A 20500-nucleotide genomic window follows, 5' to 3' on the forward strand; every position below is an offset into this window, starting at 1 on the left:
TTACACGCTTGGCAACAAGACATTAACAGAGTGCGAATTAGTCCTTGACTATGTTTGACTACATTTTAAGGAACAGTGAGATCACGTGTGACTAAAAATTATGGCTGTGAGAAATACACGACATAGCCGCAAAAAGGACAGCAGAACAGATGAATTGGCTATTGGTGGCAATTGGCGGTGCATTGGGGGCAAGTTTACGTTATGCCGCAAGCCTGTATTTATTTAAATCGGCACAGCATTTTCCATGGGCAACGTGGTCGGTCAATCTGTTTGGCTGCTTTTCGGCGGGTGTATTTTTTGCATTGAGTCAGAAATATCCTGTGTTGCAGCAGGAAGCCCGCTTATTGCTGATGGTTGGAATTTTAGGTGGTTTTACCACATTTTCTAGTTTTGGGTTGGAAACTTGGCAACTGTTGCGACAGGGACAGCACGGTTTGGCTTTTGGCTATGCCATGTCGAGCGTGGTTTTGGGCGTAATTTTTCTGGCTGTAGGTTTTTATAGTATTCAACAAGTTTTAAAACATTAACTGCCTATATTTGCTTTTCAGATAAAAAGAAGCCCAAGCTGGAGGAGAGTGCCTGGGCTTTGAAGATAGAGAACTGCTCAGCTTGGCGCTAAGCAATTGGGCTATGATTAAACTATAAAATAGAAAACTTAACTGAATATGAAGTTATTGTGAGCGTTTGAAACGTGCAAAACGTTTATTGAAACTCGCCACACGACCTTCGTTACTGGTTTGACGTTGCTCACCTGTATAGAACGGATGTGAAGCACTAGAAATATCCAAAGTCACATAAGGATAAACTTTGCCTTCATACTCTTTAGTTTGACTGCTTTGCAGGGTACTACCAATAACAAAGTAGGCATTGGCATTGGTGTCGTGGAATAAAACTTCACGATATTCAGGATGGATATCTGGACGCATAGGATTTCTCCGAACAAAAAGGTGAGATGATGAATTTATTTAAAGAAATGTTATAACATAACGTTAATCTTGGCAAATAAAACCCATCTCTGGGCTTTATTTTTAACATCACCTTGTTCAGTGAAACGCTGAGTTTAGTCTCGTGATGGAACCAACTCTTCAAAAATATCATTTAAATTGTCATGCACTTTTAAATGAATCAGATTCCAATAATGTCCAGATACGGTACGATTCACCATGAGGGTATCGGGCGAAGGTTTGAATACATCCCAGTATTTCAGCGAACTTTTGACCAGTTCAACCCCATCATGGTGGGCAGAGTTTTCTGCAAAGTCATAATGTGTGGTCAGTGGGCGCATCAACACTTCTAGCCACTGATGATATAAATCTTCAGGGAATTTACCTCGTGCAGAAATTGCCTGCAACGCATCTAAATGCTGTTCAATTTCGGCAATATCTTGTGCACGTGCGGCATGAATCAGTTGTCTAAAATGATGTACCACATCGCTCGACAGAGTTTTCACACCGCCGTAGTCATAAATAATGACCGAACCGTCTTCACGGAAGGCAAAATTGCCTGGATGCGGGTCGCAATGGAAGCGTTTTAAATAAAAGATTTCTTGGCCCATGGCACGCAGTAAGCGTCGCCCCAAAGTGTTACGGGTGCGCTGTGACCATGTACTGGCGGTTTCAATACTTTCGCCCTGTTCCAGACTTAAGGTTAAAATGTGCCGTGAAGAATAGTCTTTAAAAACCTGTGGAATAATAATTTTATCATCCAAAGCCGCGTGAAATGTACGTGCTACTTCTAGGTTTTGTGCTTCGATTTGATAATTCAGTTCATTGTCTAAACTTTCCTGAATTTCTTGAAACAGACGGTCTTGCAATTTACGGTCTATTTTTAACACGCCCATTAAGCGCAAGGCTAAACGGACTTGTTTCAGGTCGCTTTCACAGGCTTCATCCACCCCTGGGTATTGCACTTTAACCACTACTTGTTCGCCATTCGGCAAAATGGCTTTATGCACTTGTCCAATCGAAGCGGCTGCAAATGGCGTTTCATCAAAGTGTTTAAAAATTTTATCGAGCGGTTTACCGAGTTCTTTTTCAACTTGTGCTTTAATTTCGGCAAAAGGCATAGCAGGCGCTTGGCGTTGTAACTTACTGATAGCTTTAGCGACTTCAGGCGGGAAAATGTCTTTGTATTGCGAGGCAATTTGCCCAACTTTCATGACTGCGCCTTTCATTTCACCTAAAGTATTGGCAATTTGGACGCCAATATCTTGAAACAATTGGCTGCGTGCCGCATTTTTTTGTTGTTCATCTGCGGTCAAGTTTTTAATTGAATTCGATACGGTTTTAGTTGCAATACTTGCGGTCATGCCCGCCAGTTTCATAAAGCGACGACCGGGTGTACGCGCCGTTTTTGCCATGCGATGTTCCTCAAGATCATCTTTACTGTATTTTGATCATAAGTGTTCGTGAGCAAAATGCCTACTTTTAATTGTTAATGCATTTATTTGGATGACAACCCCAACATGCCAAAAGGTATTTCGGTATGTTGGAGCATGTTTCAGGGCTGTGTTTATTGGGCAAACTGGCGTTCCAGTCGCTGATTATTAAAATATAAACGGGTTAAGAGTAACACGCAGGCAATACTTAAACCGACAATTAACCCGACCCAAACGCCTGCAGCACCCATGCTGCTGTAACGGGTTAAATACACGCCTATCGGGAAGGCGATGACCCAATAGGCAAGCATGGTAATCCACATTGGGCCTTGCGTATCTTGCATGCCACGTAAGCAACCTGCCGCACTGATTTGCCAAGCATCCATGAGTTGATAAGCAATGGCAAACAACAATAAATATAAAGTGACTTGTGCCACTTGCGGGTCATTGCTGTAAATAGAAATAATTTCAGGTCGGAAAAACCACATCAGTGCCATGGTAGAAAACGCAAACAGGGTAGCGGTGGCAAAACCTAATACCTGTACTTTACGCATGGCATGAATGTTCTGTTCGCCATAATAGGTGCCAATGCGAATGGTCAGAGCAATTGCCAACGACATGGGAATCATAAACAGTTGTGAGGTCACGGACATGGCAATTTGATGTGCAGCCAATGTCGTTTCACCCAAAGGGCTAATAACGATGGCGGCGGTACTGAAAATACTGACTTCAAAGAAAATTGCCAGACCAATTGGCATGCCAAGCAGCAAAATGCGCTTGATCCAGACCGCATCAAGCGCTTCCCATTGACTAAAAACCTGAGTGCTTTGATAGGCGCTGCTTTTAAAAATATACAGGGCTAAGCTAAAGAACATGAGCCATTGTAAAATTGCGGTGGCAAAACCACAGCCTGCACTGCCTAATTCAGGCAATGGCCCCCATCCATACATAAACATAAAGTTGAGAGGCACCAACAAGACCAAAGCCAGCAAACTAATGACCGTGACGGGACGTGGATAGCCCAATGCTTCAGAATAACCGCGCAAGGCGGCATACATGGTTACGGCAGGCATACCAAAGCCAATGGCATGTAAGAATAAGCCTGCTTTGGGTTGTAAACTTTCAGGCACACCAAACACAGGCAGCAGAGCAGGCATGAACTGTAAAATCAGGCCTGCAATCACGCCTAAAATAAAGGCAATCCATAAGGACTGGCGGGCAATGGTGGCAATTTTTTCAGGGGTTCGTGCCCCTTTGGCTTCTGCCACCAAAGGTGTGGTGGCAATCATAATGCCACTAAACAGCAGCATGATGGGCATCCATAACCCGACCCCCACCGCAATAGCGGCCAAGTCGGTAGCAGACATGTGGCCTGCCATAATGGTATCAATCAGCCCTAGACCTGCTTGGGCAAACTGGGTGACCAAAATTGGAATCATGAGCTGAAACAGTTGTTTTAACTCAAAACGGGTACTGGTCACAGAATTCATTTTTGACACAAAAATCTCAATACATGAGGTGCTTAGCGTTTTGGTTATGAGCGTTGTAAAGTGAGAAGCACACCAATAAAAATCACCACGCTACCTAAAAGACGTTGCCAGTTAATGCTGACTTTTTCCGTACCCAAGAACCCAAAATGATCAATTAGCATAGATGCGAGCATTTGCCCAAAAATAATCACCCCTGATAAGGTGAGCAAACTTAATTTTGGCGCACTATAAATACTGATGCTAATTGCATAAACCCCTAAACATCCACCCATCCATAAATACCATGGAATGTGTTGTAAGGTGCTGAAGCTAGGTTTTTCGACTTGTTGGAAAAAAACCAAAATGGCTAAAACTATTGTACCAACCAAAAAAGAGAAAAGGGCAGCTTGTAGCGGAGAATATAAATATTCCCGCAATTGGCTGTTAATTGCGGTCTGGAAAGCCATGGCAATCCCAATGCCCATGGCGAGCGGCAAAAGTAAGAATAGTTGACTGGAAATCTTCATCATTTTATCGCTTTTTCTTATTGGTGATTTTCTAGTCTAAAGCAAATTATAGGGAATACAGCGGTGTCCTGCTGTAGTCATGTTAAAATCTGTATCACTGTTCTGATTTTGCACTGAGCCTTGCTTTGAAGCCCTTAATACCCGCAGATATTCCTTTGTCTTTATACATTCACATGCCGTGGTGTGTGCGTAAGTGCCCCTATTGTGATTTTAACTCGCATGCTGTGCCTGACGGTAAGCTGAGTCTAGATTTGGAGCAGGAATATCTACAGGCTTTGCTGGAAGATTTTAAAACCCAAACCCAGTTTGCACAGGTGCGAAAAATTCATAGTGTCTTTATTGGTGGTGGCACGCCTTCACTGATTTCTGCGCAGGGTTATCAATGGTTATTTACACAATTGCAAGCGCTGATCGCCTTTGAAGATGGCTGTGAAATTACTTTAGAAGCCAACCCCGGTACAGTTGAGCATGATCCTTTTGCAGATTATTTAGCTGCAGGAATTAACCGCCTGTCGATAGGCGTGCAAAGTTTTAATACAGCACATTTACAAAAACTAGGGCGTATTCACTCCAATGATGATGCAATTTCTGCGATTGCATTGGCACGTGAAGCAGGTTTTCAGCGTATTAATGTAGATTTAATGCATGGCTTGCCTGAGCAAACACTAGAACAGGCGCTGCAAGATTTAAAACTGGCGGTGGAACACGGTGCAACACATATTTCATGGTATCAATTGACCATTGAACCGAATACGGTATTTTTCCGCACGCAGCCAATTTTACCTGTAGATGATGTTTTGGAAGAGATTCAGGCACAGGGTGAAGCTTATTTAACTGCACAAGGTTTTGTGAATTATGAAGTCTCGGCATGGCGTAAAGAGCTGCCGTCTGCACATAATTTAAATTATTGGCAATTTGGCGATTATTTAGCGATTGGGGCCGGGGCACATGGCAAAGTGACTTTGCCTGATGGGGTGTATCGTTTCCAGAAAACCCGTTTGCCAAAAGATTATTTAGCCAAAGTGCCTGCAGAGCATTTGCAGTTTAAAGTGATTAGCGCAGAAGAGTTGCCATTTGAGTTTATGATGAATGCGCTGCGCCTGAATGATGGGGTAGATGCAAAACTGTATGCTGCTCGTACAGGTTTAAATTTAGCCGATATGCAGGATATTTTAGGCACTTTGCGTCAGCGTCAATTATTGCAGAATGATCCAAACCGACTGGCATGTACCGAGCAAGGGCATGTGTTTTTAAACTCGGTATTGGAAGCGTTTCTTTGATGCGTGGCTGAAAAAGATTCAGATCTGAGATATTGTGATGTAAATAAAAAAAAAGAGCGCATATTGCGCTCTTTTATTTGCTTCTACTTAGAAAATTTTAGTAATCAAAACTAAAATGTTCTGGTGCTAAAGCGGTCATGGTTTTAGATGGATTCACCATTGCTTCTGCATGACCTTGGGTGCGTGGCAATAAACGCTCAAAGTAGAAATCGGCAACTTTGATTTTGGCTTTATAGAATTCAGGTGTTTCCTGACCGTTGCCTTCTGCCAATTTGGTTGAAGCGACAGCCGCTTGTTGCGCCCAGAAATAAGCCATCATCACATAGCCAGAGAACATCAAGAAATCAACCGAAGCACTAGAAACGATGTCACGGTCTTTACGTGCTGCCAACATAATACGCACGGTTAATGCATTCCATTGTGCACATAGCTTAGTCAAGTCCCATGCAAAACGACGCATGTATTTATTACGTGCGTGTTGACCACAGAATTTTAAAATTTCAGCTGTGTAGTCACGAATCACTTTGCCTTTAGAGCTTAATAAGACTTTACGACCAATCAAATCGAGTGCCTGAACACCAGTTGTACCTTCGTAAAGTGTTGAAATACGTGAGTCACGTACAATTTGCTCCATGCCCCATTCTTTAATATAGCCATGACCGCCATAGACTTGCATGCCGTGGTTGGCTGCTTCATAACCCATTTCAGTCAAGAAGCCTTTTAAGATAGGAGTGTAGAAACCTAAATGGTCATCATGTGCTTCAAAGGCAGCGGTATCGCCACGCATTAAGGCATCATTCATTTTGTCTGCCAATTGTGCAGCATGATAAATCATGGCACGACCGCCTTCAGCTACTGCTTTTTGAGTCAACAGCATACGACGTACATCGGCATGGTGAATAATTGCATCAGCTGCTTTTTCAGGGTCTTTTTTACCTGAAAGTGCACGCATAGACATACGTTCTTTGGCATACGGTAAAGCACCTTGGAAAGCCAATTCTGCATGGCAAATCCCTTGGATTGCTGTACCAATACGCGCGGTATTCATAAAGGTAAACATGGCATGTAAGCCTTTATTTGGTTCACCAATCAAATAACCCACCGCATTGTCAAAGTTTAAGACCGCAGTTGCAGAAGCACGGATCCCCATTTTGTGCTCAATAGAGCCACAAGTTACAGGGTTTCGTTCACCCACAGCGCCTTCTGCAGTCGGCAAGAACTTCGGTACGATAAATAACGAAATACCTTTCGTACCCGCAGGTGCATCTGGAAGACGTGCTAAAACAATGTGAATAATGTTTTCAGTCAGGTCGTGTTCACCTGCAGAAATAAAGATTTTGGTGCCTGAAATAGCATAGGTGCCATCGGCTTGAGGTTCAGCTTTAGTTTTGACCTGACCCAAGTCAGTACCACATTGTGGTTCAGTCAAACACATCGTGCCCGACCATGTGCCCGCTACCAAGTGCGGTAAATAAGTGTCTTTTTGCTCTTCAGTACCAAATTGCATAATAGTGTTGATACAGCCCACACTTAAACCTGGGTACATTTGGAATGACCAGTTGGCAGTACCCATCATTTCAGATTTGATGAGGTTAAGTGACATAGGCAGGTTTTGACCGCCGTACTGTTCAGGGTAAGACAGACCTTGCCAACCACCTTGAACAAATTGGTCATAGGCTTCTTTAAAGCCTTTAGGTGTAGTTACATCGCCATTTTCAAAATGACAGCCTTCTTCATCGCCAGATTGATTGAGTGGAGAAAGTACATTTTCACAGAAATCTGCTGCACCTTCTAAAATCATATCGACTGTATCTGCGTCTGCAAGTTCACCGTTAGAAAGATTTTTGTAATGGGTCGGGTAATCAAGCACTTCGTTCATTAAGAAACGAATATCGTGTAATGGGGCTTTATATGCTGGCATAGTCTTAATCCTAATTTAGAAATAGTTTTGGATTATCTGTATCGATATGTTGATTATTCACACTCATGGTCAAAATACATTGATAAGAATAGCGAATAAAAATGTCAGAAATGCGAATTATGAAAATTTTTCAACCTAAAAATATGAATAGAACACTATGTTAGAATGTATCATAATCTGTGCGTTTGAATAGACCAATCTATAATGAATATAAGGTGTTTACCAATGAAGGTACAATTAAAATATTTATCTTTATGTCTTTTTAGTTTAGCGGCAACAGGTTGTTCGCAGCATGTCATAAAGACCAATTCCAATCAGGCGGTGACCTTAGAACAAAAAGCTGTGACTGGCTTAAATGCCATTTTTGAAACGCCAAGTTATGACTTTCAAGGTCAATTGCGCGTGCAAGCCAAACAACAGGATAGCCCCTCTAAAACAGTGACTACACAGCCTGCTGAATTAGACCCAGCGCTCAAAAAGCAGGTAGATCAACATTTAAAACAGCAAAAAATTCGTTTAAGTACCCAAGAAAAGTAAAATTTATATGCGGCTATGGCAAAGCAGCAGCGCAGCGCATCTGATGTTTTGGGTGTTGCAGGAAAATCTAATCCCTTTGATTTTATGTTAAATGTGCTGAACGATACACAGTTTGACTATGACGGATCGGTACATTATCGCCAAAAAATAGCAGCCTTAAATGTGGCAGCCCGTTATGAAAAACCGACGCTGTTGGTACAAATGAAAGTACCGATGGTGATTGATTTTAATGAGTACAAGTTTTATACCAATTATTTTTCATTGCTGCCGTATCTGGTCAATAAAGACAGCCAAAATGACTTTGCCTATGTCGACTTTTCTAAATATAAGTCAGACATTGAACGGGTGAAGGTAAAGGAATTTGCAGCGTATTTAAAAGCATTAAACGCAGTGCCTTATGTTTTGGCAGGTTCCCAACAAATTCAAAAAGTGAATTTAACTACGGCAGAGCGCCAACAGAAATTCAGTGAAAAAATCCGCTATAGCAGCAGCTTAGAAGACATGATGCTGCAGTTGTCGATGTTTGATCATGTCAATGCGCCGTATTTACAGCAGACCGTGTTAGGGCAGGCAGCAGCAACAGAAGATGCTACGGAGCAAGTGGCAGCTAATGCATCGTCTGAGCATGCTCAAGATGCACCTGCCAAAGAGTTGAGTCCTGAAGAATATTTAAAACAAAATGAAACGGCTGAAGATTATGGCATGAGCCAAGAAGGCTTCGTAGCGTATCAAGCAGCGGTCGCCTTGCGTAATTTGGTCAGCCAGAAGTTTTATGAGACTGAATCAAATCAGGAAGATGAGGCTGCTGATTCAACAGTGGTGACAGAAGCAGCATCCTCAGAGGCTTATGATGCAGCAACTCAGGCAGCCGAAGAGGCGATAAATGCGGCTGCATTAGAAGAAAACATATTAAGTGAGCAAGATTGTGAGCGTCTTATCGAGACAGCCAAAACAGCCAAAGTGGGTGATTTGACCTATTGTGCGTATGCTTATGAATTAGAAGCCTTTACCGAAAGCCGTACTGCGCAGGCAGAATCGGTATTTGAGGCGCATTTTAATACTCCACAAGAAAAACTGGCTGAACTTTTTAAACCCTACCGTTCTGAACAATTGGTTGATGCAGCAGCTTTTGCAGCGTTGTGGCAAAAACATCAGGCTGAAATTCAGCAGATTATGAACACGACTGCTGCAGGTAAAAAAACACCCATTCAAATTGATGTAGCGTTAGATGATCAGGGGCGTGCCGCAAAAGTGGATTATGCACTGCAATTTGAGCGTGAAAATTACGGCACCATTCATGTGCGTAATGATGTGCAGATTTCCAATTATGGAAATGCCAACAAAATAGACCGTACTGCGTTGCGTCAGGCAAAGTCTATTCAGGAAGTCAGTAAAGATTCTATTTTAGAAAAATGGGTGAAAAACTTAGGGCGTAGTCTGGAACAGGATACGGCAGCCAGTGAGCAGGCAGCCATCACGGCTACACTCAGTTATACTGATGAATTAAAGCAATTGGCTGAAAAGACCTATCAGCAAAAAGGTGCATTTAGTGAAACTTATCAGACTTTATTTTTAGTGCATATGGCAGCAGAGCAGCGTGAGTGGGTGAAAAACTTAAGTCCGCAAACTTTGCAGGAAATGGCAGAAGTCTATGCCTATTGGTTTAGTGATGAGCGCTACTATGACCCGCAAGGTGCAGCACTCAAACGGATTGAAGCCCTGCAAGCCAAGCATCATTTGCAGGAAGACGTGCAATTTAATAACGCCATTGGTCGTCATATTAATAATTTGACTGAAGATGCCGTCGATGAAAATAAAGTGGCATTGGACTGGCGCAAGCTCAAACAACAGTATAAACAGCCACAACAGATGTTTGCGCAGCAATATCAAAAGTTGTATCAAGCTGCTTATACTTGGGATACGCCCGATCTCGCTAGTTTAAAGAAAACGGCAGAGATTTTAGGGCAAACTTATATTGATCATCAAAAAGGTAAAATGAGTCAGAGTTCAATTCAGTCTTTGAGCTTAGAACAGGCTGAAATGATTGATTATGAAATTTATATGGATGTGTATGAAGATATGCAGAAATATGTGAAATAAACCGAGCATAAAAAATGGGCAGTCATGGTTATACAAGATTGTCCAGTTCAAAAAAATAGCCCTTTTGCTGATGCTAAAGGGCTATTTTTTTTGATGATAATTTATAGGAAATCTTTTAACTCAGGTTTCACCCCATTCCAAATATAAAAAGATTCAATGGCCTGTCCAACCAACATACCAAAACCTTCCGAAGTGGGTACGCCACGTGCTTTGGCTTGTTCTAAAAAGCTAGATACTTTGCCGTATGCCATTTCATAGGCAGAGTTAAATTGCAAACTTTCAGGCAGTTCCAAGGCATCTCCAGTTAAACTGGCAGAGGTTGCATTGATGACCAAATCAAATTGACCTGTTAAATCGGTTAGTGCCATGGCCTGTAATTCGGCTTGTGGCACAGCAGCTTGTAAGTCGGCAACCAGTTGTTCTGCACGAGCAAGGGTACGGTTAGCAATTACGATTTTCTTCGCACCTGCTTGAACCAATGGATAGATGACGCCACGTGTTGCACCACCTGCACCAATAATCAGAATGTCGCTTTGTTTTAAGTTCCAGCCCAATGCGGTAATGGCATCGACTAAGCCTTGTCCATCGGTATTGTCGCCATGTAGAACACCATCTTGCATCCATAGGGTGTTGACAGCTTTGGCAATTTTGGCACGCTCGGTCAATACGCCACATTCAGCAAAGGCTTGTTCTTTAAATGGCACGGTCACATTCATACCGACACCACCTTGCGCAAAAAAGTCCTGCACGCTGTCACGAAAACCATCCAGTGGGGCAAGGCGTTTGCTGTATTGCAGTTGAATGCCGGTTTTGTCTGCAAAAGCATGATGCAGTTCAGGAGAGCGAGATTGTTCAATTGGGTTGCCAATCACGGCAAATTGTTTGCGCATGTGCCAAAATCCAGATACTGAAATGCAGACCAATATACGTGAAATTGGGCGTGGACTGAAGCGTTGCACAGAATAAAAACCTGTGGCTATCACTGCTGTGAAAGCGCTAAAATTTTAGCTGGAAGATAAACGCGTGGAAGGGTTAAGGATTACAAATGGCGAGCACTGTTTCCAAAACTAAAATTGCTGCAGTCACAAACATGGCAATGCCTGCCAAAATACTGCTGCTAATGGCCAAACCATCTGATAGATGACTTTCAAAGATAAAAGTCATGCAAATTGAGCCAACTAAAATGGCAAAGGTAGACCAAAATAAAATAATTTTGGGTTTGGTGAATGTGTGCAGCATGGATATCTCCTGACAGATGTGGCGCAGTTTGTCATGTTGCTTTGACAGTTTGATGAATAAGCTTGCGATGCAGTCCGTTTGAATGATGAATTTTTTTATTCATGTCTGGTTGCATCGTAGAGTCGCGTGCGCAGTCACATCGTCTATTAAAGTCCATCCGCAACATCATGACAGTTAATTGATGCTGTGCATATTTATTGATTTGAAAATAAGCGATAAAGTTTGTAAGCAAAAAAGCGATTCGTGGAGGAATCGCTTTTTTAGAAGTTGAATGTGATCTTTTCTACAGTGAGCTGGCTTCGAGATTTAACCAGTCGCGAGGTTTTAAATAGTAGTCAGTGAGTTTTTTCTCTGCTGAATCTTCCGCCCATTCAGGACGATACGACCAGCCTGCCAAGTTCGGTAAACTCACTAAAATTGACTCAATCCGTCCACCGGTTTGTAAACCAAATAAGGTGCCACGGTCATAGACTAGATTGTATTCAACATAACGCCCGCGACGGTAAAGCTGAAACTCGCGTTGTGCTTCAGTATAGGCTTTGTCACGGTTACGTTCAAAAATTGGCAGAATCGCTTCCAAATAACCATTGCCAACAGCCTGAATATAGTTAAAACAGGTTTCAAAGTTCCATTGATTCAAGTCATCAAAAAATAAGCCACCGACACCACGTTGTTCATCACGGTGCTTTAAATAAAAGTAGTCATCACACCATTTTTTATGTTCTGCGTAAACCTTTTCACCAAAAGGGGCACACAAATCATGTGCAGTTTGGTGCCATGCCAAAACATCTTCGTCATTTGGATAAAACGGTGTCAGGTCAAAACCACCACCGAACCACCAAATTGGCGGCTGTCCTTCGGGTTCAGCGACAAATAAACGCACATTGGCATGTGAAGTTGGCACATTCGGGTTTTTCGGGTGAATCACCAATGACACGCCCATCGCCTGCGCAGGTGCACCTGCAATATTCGGATGGCGTTCTGTTGCAGAGGCTGGTAGTTTGGAGATGTTGATGTGTGAGAACATCACCCCGCCTTTTTCAATCACCGTACCGTTTTGTAAGACACGGGAACGACCACCGCCACCTTCAGGACGTTGCCAGTCATCAATTTCAAACTGTGCGTTTCCGCCACCTGCTTGTTCTTGTTGTTCTAAAGCCGCACAAATTCGCGCCTGTAAATCGAGAAGAAATTCACGTACCCGCTGAATATCCGCGTGAGTAGGATGCGACATGGCCACCTCAGCATAAAAATAAAATGGCTTACATCAAAACATAAAAGCCTCTAAAAATTAAGCGCTTTGTCTGAATTGTCTTAGCAAACTATTCTGTGAATGAGGTAAATAGAGCATTTTATCCAGAGTATTCCGAGCAAAAGACTAGGTTGATTTCCACTTACAAGCTCAGCACAATAGTTTGCAGGCCAAAGCAAATTTTGCAGGGCGCTAATTCACTGGATGAGGCAGATGGGATGACACAGCAGGCAAATTCTTTAATTCAAAAATACAATGTGCCTGGACCACGCTATACCAGTTATCCAACCGTGCCATATTGGGATGACGAAACATTCTCAGCAGAGGCATGGCAGCAAACCCTGAAGCGTTCTTTTGATGAATCCAATGCCAGTGAAGGTATCAGTCTGTATATTCATCTGCCATTTTGTGAAAGTTTATGTACGTTTTGTGGCTGTCATAAGCGGGTTACCAAGAGGCATGAGGTTGAACAGCCTTATATCCAGGCGGTATTAAAAGAATGGGACTTGTATTGTCAGTTGCTGAAAGCTACACCAATTATTAAAGAAATTCATTTGGGCGGCGGTACACCGACTTTCTTTTCAGTGGAACACCTAACGCAGTTGATTCAGGGCATTTTGGCTAAAGCTGAAGTGGCTGATCAACATGAATTTAGTTTTGAAGGGCATCCCAATAACACCACTCGTGAGCATTTACAGGCTTTATATGATTTGGGTTTTCGTCGGGTTAGTTATGGTGTGCAAGACTACAATGAAAAAGTACAACGTGCTATTCATCGACTGCAGCCTTTTGAGCATGTGCAACGTGTGACCGAGTGGGCGCGTGAAATTGGCTATGATTCTATTTCGCATGATCTAGTGTTTGGTTTGCCATTTCAGAATTTAGATGATGTGTTGAATACCATTGAACAGACCCATCGTTTAATGCCAGACCGCTTGGCATTTTATAGTTATGCACATGTGCCTTGGATTAAAGGTAATGGTCAACGTGGTTTTAAAGATGAAGATGTGCCTAAAGATGAATTAAAACGTCAGTGCTATGAAGAGGGCAAAAATCGACTCTTGGCACATGGTTACCATGAAATTGGCATGGATCACTTTGCTTTAGCCAGTGATGGTATGTATAAGTCATTTAAAAATGGCAGTTTGCATCGTAACTTTATGGGGTATACCGCGTCTAAAACACAGGTCATGATTGGTTTAGGTGTTTCATCAATCAGCGACAGTTGGTATAGCTTTGCCCAAAATGAAAAAAGTATTGAAGATTATTACGCACGTTTAGAACGCAACGAGATTCCTGTGTTTAAAGGGCATGTGTTGAATCGGGAAGATTTGGTGATTCGTCAGCACATTTTGAATTTAATGTGCAGCTTTGAAACCTCTTGGGCTAATCCCGAACTGAACTTTGCAGAAATTGAGCAGGTATTGCAGCAATTGCAAGAAATGCAAGAAGATGAATTGCTGTCGATTCAAGATCAGCGCATTCAAATTTTGGAAAAAGGCAAACCCTTTGTGCGCAATATTTGTATGGCCTTTGATTTGCGCTTAAAACGCCGTATGCCAAATAACCGTATTTTTTCGATGACGATTTAAGTAAATCAGTTCTAAATTGCGGCATCCCTAATTAAAAAAGGTGACTTAGAAGTCACCTTTATCATACATGTGCGCCATACGCTCATGCTTGGTTTGCAAATACTCCTCATTGAATGGATTCAAACCCACAGTGAGTGGTACGCGGTCTACTACAGTAATTCCTTGTTCTTGCAATGCTTGAATTTTCAACGGGTTGTTGGTAATTAGGCGTACAGCCTTGACCTGCAAATGATCTAGCATAATGCTGCACATGTCATAGCGACGTGCATCGGCAGGTAAATTCAGCATCAAATTGGCATCGACGGTGTCATGTCCTTGATCTTGCAGGGCATAAGCACGAATTTTATTGGTCAAGCCAATGCCGCGGCCTTCTTGGCGTAAATATAAAATCACCCCTTGTCCTGCATCATTAATCAGGCGCTGAGTAGCTTGTAACTGCGGGCCACAATCGCACTTCAAAGACGCGAAAGCATCGCCAGTTAAACATTCTGAGTGGATGCGTACTAAAACAGGTTCGCTAGGTGCGGTGTCTAAACCTTTGGATAATGCCACATGTTCTTCGCCAGTTTCAGGATCTTGAAATACCGTAATCTTGAACTCACCAAATGCAGTCGGTAATCGTGAGGTTGCGACAAACTTAATCGGCACTGTTTAACTCGTGAATAGTCGATAAATTGTTTAAAGTATAGCGTAATGCTCAGACATTAGTAGAATAGCAAACACGAATTTATACAGAAGATTTTCTTTTTTGTATAAAGCACACGATAATGGTTGATAAATAGTTAGATTATTCAGGATAATCTACGCACCCAACGTGTGCCCAACTGAAATCATTGCTCAAAACTACACCGCTAGAAATGTGGCTGATTGAAGGTGATACCATTCGGTTATATGATCGAGTAATTCCCATTGACCTAGCTTAGGATTTGCCAGGCTTTAGAAGGCTTTGCCACATATGCTGTATACAGAAATTCCAACTCAACGCCCTGTAACACCATTGCTCGATGCGATTGATCATCCGCAGCAATTACGTTTACTCGCGCAAAGCCAGCTTCCACAAGTGGCGGATGAGTTACGTCAATTCATTTTGTATGCCGCAGGTCAAAGTGGAGGACACTTTGGCGCAAACTTAGGCGTGATCGAACTGACCGTTGCGCTGCATTATTGTTTTAATACCCCAAAAGACCGCCTGATTTGGGATGTCGGTCATCAGGCTTATCCGCATAAAGCACTGACAGGACGCCGCGAACAACTCACCACCATTCGCGCAAAAGATGGTTTAGCGGCATTTCCTGCACGTGAAGAATCTATATTCGACACCTTTGGTGTTGGTCACTCCTCAACAGCCATTTCTGCAGGTTTGGGGATGGCATTGGCACGTCGTTATCAGCAAAACCCATGTGAAGTGGTAGCAATTATTGGTGATGGCGCTATGACGGCAGGGATGGCCTTTGAAGCCATGAATGATGCAGTTGCGCATCAGGCCGATATGATGGTGGTGCTGAATGACAATGATATGTCTATTTCATGCAGCACAGGCGGCTTTGCCAAACACCTTGCTGCAATTTGGGAACGTGGTGAATCCGTTCATGTGAGTGAAACAGGTGAAGCCTACGTGCAGCCACATCCGAAGTGGACGTACAACTCACGTTTGCATTGTGCTGCTACCGAAGCTGCAGACAACTTATTTAAAGCCATCGGTTTTGATTATTTCGGCCCTTTCGATGGGCATGATGTTGAACAATTGGCGCAAGTTTTTAATGCCCTGAAAAAACGTAAAGGCCCACGTTTAATTCACGTTTACACAAAAAAAGGCAAAGGCTTTGCTCCTGCAGAAGCCGATCAAATTAAATATCACGCGATTACTAAAATCCATGCCAAAGCTGCGCCTGTTGCAGCACCAAAATATTCCGATGTGTTTGGACAGTGGTTATGTGATCAGGCCGAACAGGATTCACGTTTATTGGCCATTACGCCAGCCATGTGTGAAGGTTCAGGCATGGTACAGTTTGCCAAACAATTTCCTGAACGTTTTTTTGATGTTGCCATTGCCGAACAGCATGCAGTGACTTTGGCTGCAGGCATGGCCTGTGAAGGCTTAAAGCCTGTGGTCGCAATTTATTCAACCTTCTTACAGCGTGGTTATGACCAACTCATTCATGATGTGGCTTTACAAAATCTAGATGTGACTTTTGGTATTGACCGTGCAGGTTTGGTTGGTGAAGACGGCCCAACCCATGCGGGGGCATACGATTATGCCTATATGCGTACTGTACCGAATATCGTCATTATGGCGCCAAAAGACGAAAATGAATGCCGTGAGATGCTGCATACAGCCTATTTATACAACGGTCCTGCAGCAGTGCGTTACCCACGTGGTAATGGCTTAGGTGTTGAAATTCAGCAACAAATGACCGCAATTCCATTAGGGCAAGCGGAAATTGTGGCACAGTTCAATACGCAGTATGAAGACTATGTTTCTGTTTTAGCCTTTGGTAGTCGTGTACAGGCGGCTGTTGAAGCAGCCGAAGCCTTTGCCAAACAGCATGAGGTGGCAGTACGTGTGGTGAACATGCGTTTTGTGAAGCCGTTGGATGAAAAACTGCTGTCTGATATTGCTGAAAGTACCGCTTTATTCGTGACCGTAGAAGAACATGCAATTATGGGTGGTGCAGGCAGCGCAGTAAGTGAATACTTGGCCAAAGCACAGATTGTCAAACCGATCATTCATTTAGGTTTAGAAGACAGCTTTATGCAACAAGCGACGCATGCTCAAATGTTGCAGCAAGCAGGTCTAGACGCTCAAGGCATTGAAAAATCGATGCAAAAAACTTGGCAGCACGTGCAGCAGTCTGTACTGAATTAAATTTAGCAACACTTCTTCCCCAAAAGCCTCAATATTTGTTAAAATGTTGGGGCTTTCATGCATTATTCTTTATCAATCTCTTCAAATTTGTAGTGGGTGTTCAATGGAACCTATGGTGGTGATGGCTGCGCGTGCGGCTCAAACAGTTGGTCAAGAGCTTTTAAAAGCGCATCAGAATCGTCATAAACTCGATCTACAAGTCGAAGAAAAAGGGATTGATGGTCCTGTAACGCGTGTAGACCGTTACCTAGAGCAATTGACCATTGATACTTTGCGTAAAAGTTATAAAAATCACAGCTTCCTGGGCGAAGAGTTTGGCATGCAGGAAGGCAAAGGCCATGATGCCGATTGGTGCTGGGTAATTGATCCTTTAGATGGCACTTTAAACTTCGTTCACGGTTTCCCTCATTTCTGTATTTCTATTGCGGTACAACACAAAGGTGTAACGCAGCACGGTGTAATTTACGACCCTGTAAAAGATGAATTGTTCTCTGCGAGCCGTGGCCGTGGTGCGATGATGAATCAGCGTCGTATTCGTGTAAATGTAAAAGACAGCCTAGAAAACACTTTCTTAGCCGTTGGGCATGCTTATCGTGCCAAGCGTGATGGTGAAATCATCTCTTATGCCAAAAACCATTTTGAAAGTTTATTGAATGTAACCGAAGCTGGTGCGCAATACCGCCGTGCAGGTTCTGCCGCTTTAGACTTGGCTTATGTGGCTGCAGGCCGTTTAGATGGTTATTTTGAACTTGGCTTAAAACCGTGGGATATTGCTGCTGGTGAGCTGATTGTGAAAGAAGCGGGTGGTACAGTAGTCGATGCACGTGGTGGCAGCGACTCTATGGAAAATGGTCAAGTTTTGGCATGTTCAATGAAAATGTTAAAACCACTTATGAAAGCCGTTGTACCTGCTTGGGGTGAAGCGGCTAAATAATCAGATCACACGATCTACGCCGTCGTAAAAATGAGTAAAGCTCTCTATCTTGAGGGCTTTTCTTTTATCAACTGGTCTAAAATAGCTAATTTAAGATCTATTTTGATTGTGGGTATACTCGCTAAAAAGCAGGATATATCAAGGTTTACACAAAAAAATGCAAAAGTAGATTAAATAAGGTGACTTTTAAAATAATCCTGCTATAATCCGCCCACGCACTTAATTTCTGTTCATTACCTGAACATTTCTCTTCTAATCATTGTGTATGCGCGTGCGGTCCAAAGAGAGGACGATATCTCGCGCCCCAATCGCTAAAGCGATTCCTTCAGGTTAAGCCGTAATCATGCGTGCGTTATATCACATCGTCGTTACTCGGATCGCCGCTGAATCTTACATTGTCAGCGATAATTGCTGTACCGCTTTTTGCCGATGTCCATCTGACTTTATTTTAATGGAGCACCCATTTTCAGGGTGAAAATCTCTATGAGCAAAACTTTTGCTGATTTTTCTTTACACGAATCTTTACAACAAGCTTTAGAAGGCTTGAACTTTACTACGCCGACTCCTGTTCAAGAACAATCGATTCCAGCGGCACTTGAAGGTAAAGACTTATTGGTGTCTAGCCAAACAGGTTCTGGTAAAACTGCTGCGTTCTTACTCCCAACTTTAAACGCGCTTGCTAACCAAGATACTTTCGTTCCTTTTAAAGAACGCATGAAAGCCATTACTCAGCCATCTATTTTGGTACTTTGCCCAACACGTGAGTTGGCGCAACAAGTCAGCCAAGATGCGATTGCATTTGTACGTCATATGAAAGGTGTGCGTATTGCAGCAATCATGGGTGGTATGCCTTTTGGTAAGCAAATCCAACAATTAAAAGGTGCACAAGTGGTTGTAGCGACTCCAGGTCGTTTACTTGACTTGGTGAACCGTCGTCAAATTAAGCTCGATAAAGTTGATGCTTTAATTGTAGACGAAGCTGACCGTATGCTTGACCTAGGTTTCTCTGAAGACCTAGAAGCCATTAGCGACTTGGCTGCTAACCGTAAACAAACACTAATGTTCTCTGCTACTTTTGCAAGCCGTATTATCACGCTTGCAGAACGTATGATGAATGAACCTGTGCGTATTGCAATTGAAACAGGTCACTCAACCAACATGGACATCACCCAGACTTTACACTGGACAGATGGCTTTGAGCACAAGAAAAAATTATTGTCACACTGGTTGTCTGATGAAGGTGTAGACCAAGCGGTTGTATTCGCATCGACTCAAGAAGATACCGACATGTTGGCTGAAGAATTGGCTGAAGCAGGTCACTCTGTCGTTGCTCTACACGGTGCAATGCCACAGACTGTACGTAACCGTCGTTTACGTAGCATTCGTGAAGGTCGTGCAAAAATTTTGGTTGCAACTGACGTAGCAGCACGTGGTTTAGACGTACCAACGATTTCTCACGTGATCAACTTTGGTTTACCAATGAAAAATGAAGACTATGTACACCGTATTGGTCGTACAGGTCGTGCGGGTCGTACCGGTAATGCCATTACTTTGGCAACTTACCGTGAGCGTGGCAAAATCCGTGCTTTGGAAGATTTCTTGGATGCACGTTTAAGCGTTTCTGAAATTGAAGGCTTAGAGCCATCTCCACCACCAGCACGTTCTGGTCGTGACGGTGGTCGTGGTCGTCGTGATGGCGGTCGCGGTGGTCGTGGCGGTTTTGGTGGCGGTCGTCGTTTTGAAGGCGAAAGCAACTTTAAACGTCGTGAAGGTGGTGATGATCGTCCACGTCGTAGCTTCGATGACAAACCACGTGGTGAACGTCCTGCATTTGGTGAAGATCGCCCACGTCGCGAGTTCAACTCAGATCGTCCACGCCGTGAAGGTGGTTTTGGTGACCGTCCACAACGTTCATTTGAAGACCGTCCACGCCGTGAATTTAATTCAGACCGTCCACGCCGTGAAGGTGGTTTCGGTGACCGTCCACAACGTTCATTTGAAGATCGTCCGCGTCGTGAATTTAATTCAGACCGTCCACGTCGCGAAGGTGGTTTCAACGATAAACCACGCTTTGATGCGAATGATGACAACCGTGGCAACCGCGTAGACTATAAACCACGTCGCGAAGGTGGCTTTGGTGATCGTCCAAAACGTGATTTTGGTGATCGTCCTGCACGTCGTGAAGGTGGTTTTGGTGACCGTCAACCACGTTCTTTTGATGATCGTCCTAAGCGTTCATTTGGTGGCGAAGATCGTCCACGTCGTGAGTTCAATTCAGATCGTCCACGCCGCGAAGGTGGTTTTGATCGCCCACGTCGTAAATTTAACGACTAAGCGTTATCTGAAGCGTCAGCTTAAAGAAAACCGGTGTTGATCACCGGTTTTTTTATGTTAAAAAATAATTTT

Annotated in this window: 17 protein-coding genes; 8 read left to right on the plus strand and 9 right to left on the minus strand. The window is 43.2% G+C overall.

Annotated elements, in window-relative coordinates; genetic code table 11:
• The first annotated feature begins 149 nt into the window (after nucleotides 1-149).
• Nucleotides 150-527 carry a fluoride efflux transporter CrcB gene (crcB, locus tag HHA42_RS10115; RefSeq protein WP_168526362.1) on the plus strand — a complete coding sequence of 126 codons (378 nt, stop codon included), beginning with the start codon at nucleotides 150-152 and terminating at the stop codon, nucleotides 525-527.
• 144 nt (nucleotides 528-671) lie between these two features.
• Here the strand turns inward: crcB and HHA42_RS10120 are convergent, their stop codons facing one another.
• The 4 genes from HHA42_RS10120 to HHA42_RS10135 all read right to left on the minus strand — a co-directional run bounded on the left by HHA42_RS10120 (nucleotide 672) and on the right by HHA42_RS10135 (nucleotide 4376).
• Nucleotides 672-926, minus strand: a complete 255-nt coding sequence (locus HHA42_RS10120) for a type B 50S ribosomal protein L31 (protein WP_096901241.1) — start codon at nucleotides 924-926, stop codon at nucleotides 672-674.
• A 134-nt stretch (nucleotides 927-1060) separates the two neighbouring features.
• A complete protein-coding gene (locus tag HHA42_RS10125) occupies nucleotides 1061-2359 on the minus strand; it encodes an AarF/ABC1/UbiB kinase family protein (protein ID WP_168419196.1) in 1299 nt (432 codons plus the stop codon).
• Nucleotides 2360-2511: 152 nt separating this feature from the next.
• A complete protein-coding gene (locus tag HHA42_RS10130) occupies nucleotides 2512-3876 on the minus strand; it encodes an MATE family efflux transporter (RefSeq protein ID WP_168526364.1) in 1365 nt (454 codons plus the stop codon).
• A gap of 35 nt (nucleotides 3877-3911) precedes the next feature.
• The gene (locus tag HHA42_RS10135; protein ID WP_168526366.1) at nucleotides 3912-4376 is read right to left on the minus strand and encodes a DMT family transporter; all 465 of its coding nucleotides are present in this window, start codon (nucleotides 4374-4376) and stop codon (nucleotides 3912-3914) included.
• A gap of 122 nt (nucleotides 4377-4498) precedes the next feature.
• Between HHA42_RS10135 and hemW the strand changes: the two genes are divergently transcribed.
• Nucleotides 4499-5653 carry a radical SAM family heme chaperone HemW gene (gene hemW, locus HHA42_RS10140; RefSeq protein WP_168526368.1) on the plus strand — a complete coding sequence of 385 codons (1155 nt, stop codon included), beginning with the start codon at nucleotides 4499-4501 and terminating at the stop codon, nucleotides 5651-5653.
• Nucleotides 5654-5750: 97 nt separating this feature from the next.
• Here the strand turns inward: hemW and HHA42_RS10145 are convergent, their stop codons facing one another.
• Entirely contained in the window at nucleotides 5751-7574 is a 1824-nt protein-coding gene (locus HHA42_RS10145; protein ID WP_096901237.1) for an acyl-CoA dehydrogenase C-terminal domain-containing protein, read from the minus strand.
• 225 nt (nucleotides 7575-7799) lie between these two features.
• Here HHA42_RS10145 and HHA42_RS10150 point away from each other — a divergent pair, with 225 nt between their 5' ends.
• Both HHA42_RS10150 and HHA42_RS10155 read left to right on the plus strand, forming a co-directional pair.
• On the plus strand, nucleotides 7800-8111 hold the full coding sequence (locus HHA42_RS10150) for a hypothetical protein (protein ID WP_168526370.1): 312 nt from the start codon (nucleotides 7800-7802) through the stop codon (nucleotides 8109-8111).
• A 15-nt stretch (nucleotides 8112-8126) separates the two neighbouring features.
• A complete protein-coding gene (locus tag HHA42_RS10155) occupies nucleotides 8127-10211 on the plus strand; it encodes a hypothetical protein (protein ID WP_168526372.1) in 2085 nt (694 codons plus the stop codon).
• A 101-nt stretch (nucleotides 10212-10312) separates the two neighbouring features.
• On the opposite strand, the gene aroE is transcribed toward HHA42_RS10155, so the two are convergent.
• The 3 genes from aroE to hemF form a co-directional block, all read right to left on the minus strand.
• Nucleotides 10313-11101 (minus strand): shikimate dehydrogenase, encoded by a 789-nt coding sequence (gene aroE / locus HHA42_RS10160; protein WP_136144633.1) that lies wholly within the window; start codon nucleotides 11099-11101, stop codon nucleotides 10313-10315.
• A gap of 142 nt (nucleotides 11102-11243) precedes the next feature.
• Nucleotides 11244-11450, minus strand: coding sequence for a hypothetical protein (locus HHA42_RS10165; RefSeq protein ID WP_096901234.1), 207 nt, complete (start codon nucleotides 11448-11450; stop codon nucleotides 11244-11246).
• A gap of 283 nt (nucleotides 11451-11733) precedes the next feature.
• Nucleotides 11734-12684 carry an oxygen-dependent coproporphyrinogen oxidase gene (hemF, locus tag HHA42_RS10170; protein ID WP_168526374.1) on the minus strand — a complete coding sequence of 317 codons (951 nt, stop codon included), beginning with the start codon at nucleotides 12682-12684 and terminating at the stop codon, nucleotides 11734-11736.
• A 236-nt stretch (nucleotides 12685-12920) separates the two neighbouring features.
• Between hemF and hemN the strand changes: the two genes are divergently transcribed.
• Nucleotides 12921-14294 (plus strand): oxygen-independent coproporphyrinogen III oxidase, encoded by a 1374-nt coding sequence (gene hemN / locus HHA42_RS10175; protein WP_168526376.1) that lies wholly within the window; start codon nucleotides 12921-12923, stop codon nucleotides 14292-14294.
• Between the two features lie 45 nt (nucleotides 14295-14339).
• Here the strand turns inward: hemN and ribA are convergent, their stop codons facing one another.
• On the minus strand, nucleotides 14340-14942 hold the full coding sequence (gene ribA / locus HHA42_RS10180) for a GTP cyclohydrolase II (protein ID WP_104852600.1): 603 nt from the start codon (nucleotides 14940-14942) through the stop codon (nucleotides 14340-14342).
• A gap of 307 nt (nucleotides 14943-15249) precedes the next feature.
• On the opposite strand from ribA, the gene dxs reads away from it, so the two are divergent.
• The 3 genes from dxs to HHA42_RS10195 all read left to right on the plus strand — a co-directional run bounded on the left by dxs (nucleotide 15250) and on the right by HHA42_RS10195 (nucleotide 20428).
• Complete coding sequence (gene dxs, locus HHA42_RS10185) at nucleotides 15250-17160, plus strand: 1-deoxy-D-xylulose-5-phosphate synthase (protein WP_168526378.1); 1911 nt, start codon at nucleotides 15250-15252, stop codon at nucleotides 17158-17160.
• Nucleotides 17161-17263: 103 nt separating this feature from the next.
• Nucleotides 17264-18094 (plus strand): inositol monophosphatase family protein, encoded by an 831-nt coding sequence (locus HHA42_RS10190; protein WP_168419187.1) that lies wholly within the window; start codon nucleotides 17264-17266, stop codon nucleotides 18092-18094.
• Between the two features lie 483 nt (nucleotides 18095-18577).
• Nucleotides 18578-20428 (plus strand): DEAD/DEAH box helicase, encoded by a 1851-nt coding sequence (locus HHA42_RS10195; RefSeq protein WP_168419186.1) that lies wholly within the window; start codon nucleotides 18578-18580, stop codon nucleotides 20426-20428.
• Nucleotides 20429-20500: the final 72 nt, after the last annotated feature.

It is taken from the genome of Acinetobacter sp. A3 (assembly GCF_012371415.1).
Lineage (GTDB): Bacteria > Pseudomonadota > Gammaproteobacteria > Pseudomonadales > Moraxellaceae > Acinetobacter.

Coding starts and splice junctions, on each gene's coding strand:
- crcB (WP_168526362.1), top strand. CDS start 150: ATGAATTGGCTATTGGTGGCAATTGGCGGTGCATTGGGGGCAAGTTTA.
- HHA42_RS10120 (WP_096901241.1), bottom strand. CDS start 926: ATGCGTCCAGATATCCATCCTGAATATCGTGAAGTTTTATTCCACGAC.
- HHA42_RS10125 (WP_168419196.1), bottom strand. CDS start 2,359: ATGGCAAAAACGGCGCGTACACCCGGTCGTCGCTTTATGAAACTGGCG.
- HHA42_RS10135 (WP_168526366.1), bottom strand. CDS start 4,376: ATGATGAAGATTTCCAGTCAACTATTCTTACTTTTGCCGCTCGCCATG.
- HHA42_RS10145 (WP_096901237.1), bottom strand. CDS start 7,574: ATGCCAGCATATAAAGCCCCATTACACGATATTCGTTTCTTAATGAAC.
- HHA42_RS10150 (WP_168526370.1), top strand. CDS start 7,800: ATGAAGGTACAATTAAAATATTTATCTTTATGTCTTTTTAGTTTAGCG.
- HHA42_RS10155 (WP_168526372.1), top strand. CDS start 8,127: ATGGCAAAGCAGCAGCGCAGCGCATCTGATGTTTTGGGTGTTGCAGGA.
- aroE (WP_136144633.1), bottom strand. CDS start 11,101: ATGCGCAAACAATTTGCCGTGATTGGCAACCCAATTGAACAATCTCGC.
- HHA42_RS10165 (WP_096901234.1), bottom strand. CDS start 11,450: ATGCTGCACACATTCACCAAACCCAAAATTATTTTATTTTGGTCTACC.
- hemF (WP_168526374.1), bottom strand. CDS start 12,684: ATGTCGCATCCTACTCACGCGGATATTCAGCGGGTACGTGAATTTCTT.
- hemN (WP_168526376.1), top strand. CDS start 12,921: ATGACACAGCAGGCAAATTCTTTAATTCAAAAATACAATGTGCCTGGA.
- dxs (WP_168526378.1), top strand. CDS start 15,250: ATGCTGTATACAGAAATTCCAACTCAACGCCCTGTAACACCATTGCTC.
- HHA42_RS10190 (WP_168419187.1), top strand. CDS start 17,264: ATGGAACCTATGGTGGTGATGGCTGCGCGTGCGGCTCAAACAGTTGGT.
- HHA42_RS10195 (WP_168419186.1), top strand. CDS start 18,578: ATGAGCAAAACTTTTGCTGATTTTTCTTTACACGAATCTTTACAACAA.